At 45.5% G+C, this 6,489-nt stretch carries 7 protein-coding genes; 6 read left to right on the top strand and 1 reads right to left on the bottom strand.

What is annotated here, in order from left to right; all coding sequences use genetic code 11:
- The 6 genes from ACYVRH_RS09685 to ACYVRH_RS09660 form a co-directional block, all read left to right on the top strand.
- Positions 1-890, top strand: an 890-nt coding sequence (locus ACYVRH_RS09685) for a tRNA modification GTPase (protein WP_461256710.1), incomplete at its 5' end; no start/stop codon positions are given.
- 231 nt (positions 891-1,121) lie between these two features.
- Complete coding sequence (mnmG, locus tag ACYVRH_RS09680) at positions 1,122-2,942, top strand: tRNA uridine-5-carboxymethylaminomethyl(34) synthesis enzyme MnmG (protein ID WP_461256709.1); 1,821 nt, start codon at positions 1,122-1,124, stop codon at positions 2,940-2,942.
- Positions 2,939-3,562: an aminoacyl-tRNA hydrolase gene (pth, locus tag ACYVRH_RS09675; protein WP_461256708.1), complete on the top strand. Its 624-nt coding sequence runs from the start codon at positions 2,939-2,941 to the stop codon at positions 3,560-3,562. Before mnmG ends, pth begins: the two co-directional genes overlap by 4 nt.
- Complete coding sequence (gene mazG, locus ACYVRH_RS09670; protein WP_461256707.1) at positions 3,559-4,326, top strand: nucleoside triphosphate pyrophosphohydrolase; 768 nt, start codon at positions 3,559-3,561, stop codon at positions 4,324-4,326. Before pth ends, mazG begins: the two co-directional genes overlap by 4 nt.
- A gap of 36 nt (positions 4,327-4,362) precedes the next feature.
- Positions 4,363-5,448 carry a 6-phosphofructokinase gene (locus ACYVRH_RS09665; RefSeq protein WP_461256706.1) on the top strand — a complete coding sequence of 362 codons (1,086 nt, stop codon included), beginning with the start codon at positions 4,363-4,365 and terminating at the stop codon, positions 5,446-5,448.
- A gap of 289 nt (positions 5,449-5,737) precedes the next feature.
- A complete protein-coding gene (locus ACYVRH_RS09660) occupies positions 5,738-5,836 on the top strand; it encodes a type II toxin-antitoxin system RelE/ParE family toxin (RefSeq protein WP_461256705.1) in 99 nt (32 codons plus the stop codon).
- A gap of 39 nt (positions 5,837-5,875) precedes the next feature.
- Here the strand turns inward: ACYVRH_RS09660 and ACYVRH_RS09655 are convergent.
- On the bottom strand, positions 5,876-6,489 hold a 614-nt coding region (locus ACYVRH_RS09655), incomplete at its 5' end, for a hypothetical protein (RefSeq protein WP_461256704.1).

Below are 6,489 nucleotides of genomic sequence, written 5' to 3'. Positions count from 1 at the left end.
TTGCCGCCGCAGAAATCTATCTTGACTATTCTGAAGATGAAATAAGCACCGACTATGAAATAGGCGCCGATGCGGAAGAAGCGGAAGGCAGGCTCCCCAAAAAAGATTCCGCCTCGGAAGCGTTAACACGCCTAAAAAAACTGTCCGCTTCATGGTTACTTGAACGCGTTTTTCAAGAAGGAATTACGATTGTAATTGCCGGTTGTCCCAATTCCGGCAAGTCCAGTCTTTTTAACGCCTTATTAAAAGAGGATCGCTCCATTGTTACGGAAATTCCCGGAACAACCCGCGACTGGATCGAAGCATGGGTCAGCATTGAAGGGATACCAATCCGCCTAATTGACACGGCAGGGTTACGCGAAACCGGCGACTCCGTTGAAAAAATTGGCGTAGAGCGCAGTCGCAAACTTTTAGATGAGAGCGATATTGTTCTTTATTTAATTGACGGTTCGCGCGGCTTAACAGACGAAGACAAAGATTTTATGGCGAATATAAACAGACGTGTTTTAGTCTGGAATAAATGCGATATTGCCCCACTGCAGAAATCGTTACAGGTTAGCGGACAAATCCCTATTTGTGTCAGCGCGAAGACCGGTGAGGGGCTGGTTGAACTTTACACTGCAATTACATCTGCGGCAGGGATAAAAGATTTACAGTTACTAGGTGACACGTCATCAGCCGCGCTTGGCACCGTACGCCAAAAAAATCTTGTAGACGCCGCCTGCTCCTCTCTTGAAGAAGCACTTACTCTGTCAGATAATGATGAGCCTTTAGATATAATCGCGCCTCTGTTAAAAGACGCTGTTAACTCTCTTGGTGAAATCACCGGAGAAGTGTCAACGGCTGACATACTAGAAAAAATGTTCAGTAACTTCTGTGTAGGAAAATAATCGCAAGAAGACTTCACACAAAGAAGGGAGTAGGTAATGGGGAGTAGGGAGTAGGGTTTTTGTCCGTTATCTTATAGTGAAGCTCACGCATAGTTTACGAACAATAACACTGCTCATTTCTCATTGCTTACTGCTAATTAGTCCCCCCTTTGTGTTCTTTGTGAGAATCCTTTTGAATAAATTTAAGACTTCCTATAAGTGTATATTTATTTTATACTACGATTAACACTCATGGACTTTGATACAATTGTGATAGGCGGCGGTCATGCAGGGATTGAAGCGTCTCTTGCTACTAGCCGACTTGGATTTTCTACTCTCCTCGTTACACAGAACCCTGACAGGATTGGGGCGCTTTCCTGCAATCCCGCGATTGGCGGCCTTTCCAAAGGCAACCTTGTGCGCGAAGTGGACGCTCTCGGAGGCGAGATGGCAAAATTGACGGACGCGACTATGATTCAATACCGGGTGCTTAACCGCTCCAGAGGCCCCGCAGTACAGGCGCCACGCGCGCAGGCTGACAAACAAATGTATCAGATGACTGCGCGTTCTGTTTTGGAAAAGCAAAAAAACCTTACGATTTTTATGGATACCGTGACGGATTTGATAATAGAGAAGGGTACTGATAAAGATTCCGCCGCGCAGGGAGATGCCGCATCTTCCGCTAAAGTTTGCGGTGTTGTTACGGCGCGGGGACATCATATAACAGCGCGTACCGTGATACTCTCCGCAGGGACTTTCATGGAAGGGAAAATATTTATCGGCGCTTATGACGCTCCCTGCGGACGGCTTGGGGAATCAGCGGCGGAAGGACTGGGCAAATCCCTCCGCCGTTATGGCTTTCCTGTAGGACGCTTAAAGACGGGTACGCCGGCGCGGATAGCGGAAAACTCTATCGACTTTTCAAAAATGGAAAAACAAGACGGCGATGAAATGCGCCCCTTTTCTTTTTGCGCTCAAACGGGAGCGGATGGCATTTTAAAGGATAGGCCTTCCATGCCGTGCTGGATTACTTACACTAACGCGAAAACGCACGAGATTATTAAAGCTAATATTCATCGATCCCCTTTATTTGGCGGGAAAATAGTTGGCGAAGGGGCGCGTTATTGCCCGTCTATCGAAGGTAAAGTTGTGCGAGTCGCTCAGAGGGATAGGCATCATATTTTTATTGCGCCGGGAGGCCTTTCAACTAACGAGATGGACATGAACGGCGCGTCAAGTTCGCTGCCCGAAGACGTTCAACGCGATTTTATTCACAGCATTGCGGGGCTTGAAGACGCGAAAATTGTCCGCCCCGCCTATGCGGTTGAGTACGATTACATTGATCCTCTCGATCTTTATCCGTCTCTTGAATCAAAACGATTGTCAGGTTTTTTTACGGCGGGGCAGACTAACGGCTCGTCAGGTTATGAAGAAGCTGCGGCGCAGGGATTAATGGCGGGGATAAATGCCGCTATGAAAATGTTGGGAAGGCCGCCGCTTGTTTTAGGCAGAGCGGAAGCGTATATCGGAGTTTTGGTTGACGACCTTACAACGCTTGGAACAAAAGAACCGTACCGTATGTTTACAAGCCGCGCGGAACACCGCCTTATGCTGCGCCACGATACGGCTGATACAAGACTGACTCCCAAAGGGCGCGATGTCGGGCTTGTAGATGACATACGCTGGGAACGCTTTTTAGAAAAAATTAAAATGTTAGATGAAATTAATGAACTGCTTGCGAAGCGGAAGCAGACTGATTATTCACTTGACGAAAACGACGCGGAACTGTCGCGTTATCCGGCTGAATTGGCGGAAAGGGCGCTGCTTGATAAAAAGTACGCCGGTTATATAGAAAAAGAAATTCGCTTTGCCGCAAAAGCGGCTAAAATGGACGCTATTAAACTTGATCCGAATTTAGATTATGCTTCTGTCATGGGGCTTTCAACTGAGGCAAAGGAAAAACTGAATGTTGTAAAACCGTTGAATGTAGGTCAGGCGGCGCGGATACCCGGCGTAAGGCAGGGAGATATTGCGTTATTAATTATTATGGCGAATAAGAGGACTCCTAAATGATAAAATTAGCCGCTTTTCTTGGCAACCCCGGCGCGGAATATTCGCGTAACAGGCACAATGCGGGGCGCATGCTTGCGCAGTCGCTTCCGTTTTATCAGTCATTATCATGGCAAAAAAAATACAAAGGATTGTACGCCTCTCATGAAGATAAACACTTTGTTATGCCGGAAACATATATGAACCTTTCGGGTGAATCCGTACACGCCGCCGCCGCGTTTTATAAAATTGATGTAGAAGAAATTATCGTAATACATGATGAATTGGAACTGCCGTTAGGTGTTATTTCTTTAAAGTTTTCAGGCGGTCTTGGGGGGCACAACGGGCTTCGCTCCATGAAAAAAAGTTTTAACAGCGCGGATTTTTGGCGAATACGGATAGGCATTGGCCGCCCCGACTCAAGGCTTCCCGGTGAAGGCGGGCGCGAAGGAAGCGGAGAAGGTATTTACGATTGGGTTTTGTCGGATTTTACAAAAAACGAACAAGAGACTCTTATGCCCGCTCTTGACGCGGGAGCTAATCTTTTAATGCAAACTTTTGAAGGAGAGCCTGAAACCCTTTTAAAAGAGTGGGCAAAAAAGAAGATAATAATAAATAAAACGGAAGGCGAGGAGCAAAAATGACGGCGGATGAAGCTTATAAAGAGTTATACGACATTGTAGTAAAATTGCGTGGTCCCGGCGGGTGTCCGTGGGATATAGAGCAAACTCCTTCTTCGCTTAGAGGGGCATTAATCGAAGAAACCTACGAGTGTCTTGAAGCCATTGATGAAAAAGAGCCTTCTCACATTATGGAAGAGCTTGGAGATTTGTTTTTACTAGCTACAATGATTAGTTATATGCATGAACAGGAAGGAAAATTTTCAGTCGCGGACGCGTTGTCAAATGTAGGTAAAAAACTAATCCGCCGTCATCCGCATGTATTTGGCGAAGTAAAGGTAAAGGACAGCGCCGAAGTTTTAAACAACTGGGCGGCAATTAAAGTGAATCAGGAGGGACGTAAGCCAAAAGATTCAATACTTGACGAAGTAAGCGGCGGGCTTCCGCCGATGGATCGTTCTTTTAAATTGCAAAAAAAAGCCGCAAAAGCCGGTTTTGATTGGCCTAATATAGAAGGAGTAGTAGGGAAAATCAAGGAAGAGCTTGATGAAGTACGCGCCGCAGTCAACACGTCCGAGATTGAAGAAGAATTAGGCGATTTGCTTTTTTCCGTAATCAATCTTTGCAGGTTTTTAAAGATTGAACCCTCAGCCGCTCTTAACCGTACTAATAGCAAATTTATCAGCCGTTTTAAGCATGTAGAAAAGAAAATGAAAGAAACTGGGCAGGAGATGAAAAAAGAGAATCTGAACATTATGGATAAATATTGGAATGAAGCTAAAAAATAAACTTGCTAAATATTTTAATTTATTATACAATCAGTTATGGCTCACAGCGTAACAAAGAGATTTGGAATTTTAACTGCGGGCGGCGATTGTCCCGGACTAAATGCCGCAATCCGCGGAGTATGTCGAGCAGCCCATGACCTGTATGATATGGAAATTATCGGTATCGCAAAAGGTTTTCGCGGTTTAATTGACGAAGATACAAAGGTGCTTAAACCTGAGGATTTTACCGGTATTCTAACGCGCGGCGGGACGATTCTCGGTTCAAGCAGGGAAAAACCGTTTGCTACTGTTGATAAAGATGAAATGGCGCTTGAAAAAGTTTCGGCAATTAAGGAAACATATTCAAAACTAAAACTGGATTGTCTTGTCGTGCTTGGCGGAAACGGAACAAACACTACTGGTTATAAACTTGCATGGGAAGGCCTCAATGTAATCGGGCTTCCAAAAACCATTGACAACGATATTGTCGGCACTGATAAAACATTCGGGTTTGATTCAGCTTTATTGATCTGTACGGAAGCGATAGACCGTCTTCATTCAACTGCGCAAAGCCACAGCCGCGTTATCGTAATTGAATTGATGGGACACAAGGCCGGCTGGCTTGCGCTTTATGCCGGAGTTGCGGGAGGCGGCGATGTTATTCTGCTTCCTGAGATTCCTTACGATGTACGCGCCATTGGCAATCATTTAAAAGAACGCGCTAAGTCGGGAAAAACATTTTCGATTGTAGTTGTCGCTGAAGGCGCGTTATCAATAAAAGAAGCTGAAATGGAGAAAAAAGACAGGAAAAAATACCGCCTTGATAACGGTCCTTCTGTGGCTTATCGTGTCGCCAAAGAAATCGGCGAAGAGACAAGCATGGAAACCCGCGCTACTGTTTTAGGTTATGTGCAACGCGGCGGCATCCCCAGCGCCACGGATCGCGTTCTTGCAACCAGTCTTGGAACTGCCGCCGTTGAACTTTTGGCTAAGGGCAGTTATGGGCGAATGGTAGCCTTAAACGGTAATGACATTGGTTCTGTCGAATTAAGTATTCCTGAAGGCAAGGTAAAAACTGTACCTCTCGATCATTATATGCTTAGTACCGCCAAGTCGGTCGGTACGTGTTTAGGCGTTTTTTAAAATTACTTTAATCCTTCTTTTAATTTAAACGACGGGCAATTTGCACCTGTCGCCCGAAACACTTCATGAGATGGAAGATTAGCGCACTTAATAGAGAACATATCGCATGCCCGAGGAAATGTAGTGTCCCATGTGATTCTGAAATGTGCGCATTTGATGCAATTTGGCGGTTTTAGCGGCGGCTTCATTCCCGTATTATTTGGATCGTCCATATCTCTTCCTTACTAACTACTCCCAAATATACCACAAGTGAAGATTTCCCGTCCAGCGGCGGGGGAAACGTATCTCATTGCTCGCTTATGAGTATGATGATGCAAGAGATAGGCTTACGTTACTTGCTTTTGGCTCACACGAGAATTTTTATCGGGATTTGAGGAAGAAGATTTAACGTCGAGGTTAAAAGTGGTGTCATATACAGTTGCGTTTACTAAGATTTGGGAAGGCTCTTTTTCTCCCATTCGTCAGATAAATTGAGATTTTGCCCATTGTTGGCGGCTTCCTGTCTGATTTTTCGCATCTTTGATTGTGCTTCACTGAACCTTTGCCTTTGGCCTGTTTGTGTCGGGGCGGATAACACCGCTTCGTAAGCGGCTTTTGCGGCGTCTTCCAATTGTCTGTATTTATTTCGGGCGTTTGAAATGTCGTAGTTGCTTCTTTTACCTGATGATGAACCGGCACTCCCACCGTCACTTGCCTGCGATGGCGAGTCAGCCGTATTGTTTTGTCTTTGTATTTGCTGTGAAGCGGCGTTGCTGACGGCTCCGCCAATAGTGGATAAAGCTGCCATGCTTGCTTCCAGTTGCTGCCGCTTTATTTTTTCGTCCCTGTTGGCTGCGTCTCTGAGCGTCAGGCATATCGTTACATTGTTCTGGGCCGTCGGATCGTTTGGCAATAAATTATAAACAGCTATTGCCGCATTATACAACCTATACCCCGGCTGATAGTAGAATTTTTTTATTCTGGCAAGTTGGGCAAAACAGTTCCCGTAAGCAATCACGGCTTCTGGATTTTCCGGGTCTGTTATTGCGGCCTGATAAAAAT

Source organism: Treponema sp. R80B11-R83G3 (assembly GCF_054786115.1).
The sequence above is the reverse complement of the archived record's forward strand: the minus strand, read 5'-3'. Positions and strand labels throughout refer to the sequence as shown.

What these genes read in the sequence shown, in the direction of transcription:
- mazG (WP_461256707.1), top strand. Translation starts at nt 3,559, where the DNA reads ATGACGGCGGATGAAGCTTATAAAGAGTTATACGACATTGTAGTAAAA.
- ACYVRH_RS09665 (WP_461256706.1), top strand. Translation starts at nt 4,363, where the DNA reads ATGGCTCACAGCGTAACAAAGAGATTTGGAATTTTAACTGCGGGCGGC.
- pth (WP_461256708.1), top strand. Translation starts at nt 2,939, where the DNA reads ATGATAAAATTAGCCGCTTTTCTTGGCAACCCCGGCGCGGAATATTCG.
- mnmG (WP_461256709.1), top strand. Translation starts at nt 1,122, where the DNA reads ATGGACTTTGATACAATTGTGATAGGCGGCGGTCATGCAGGGATTGAA.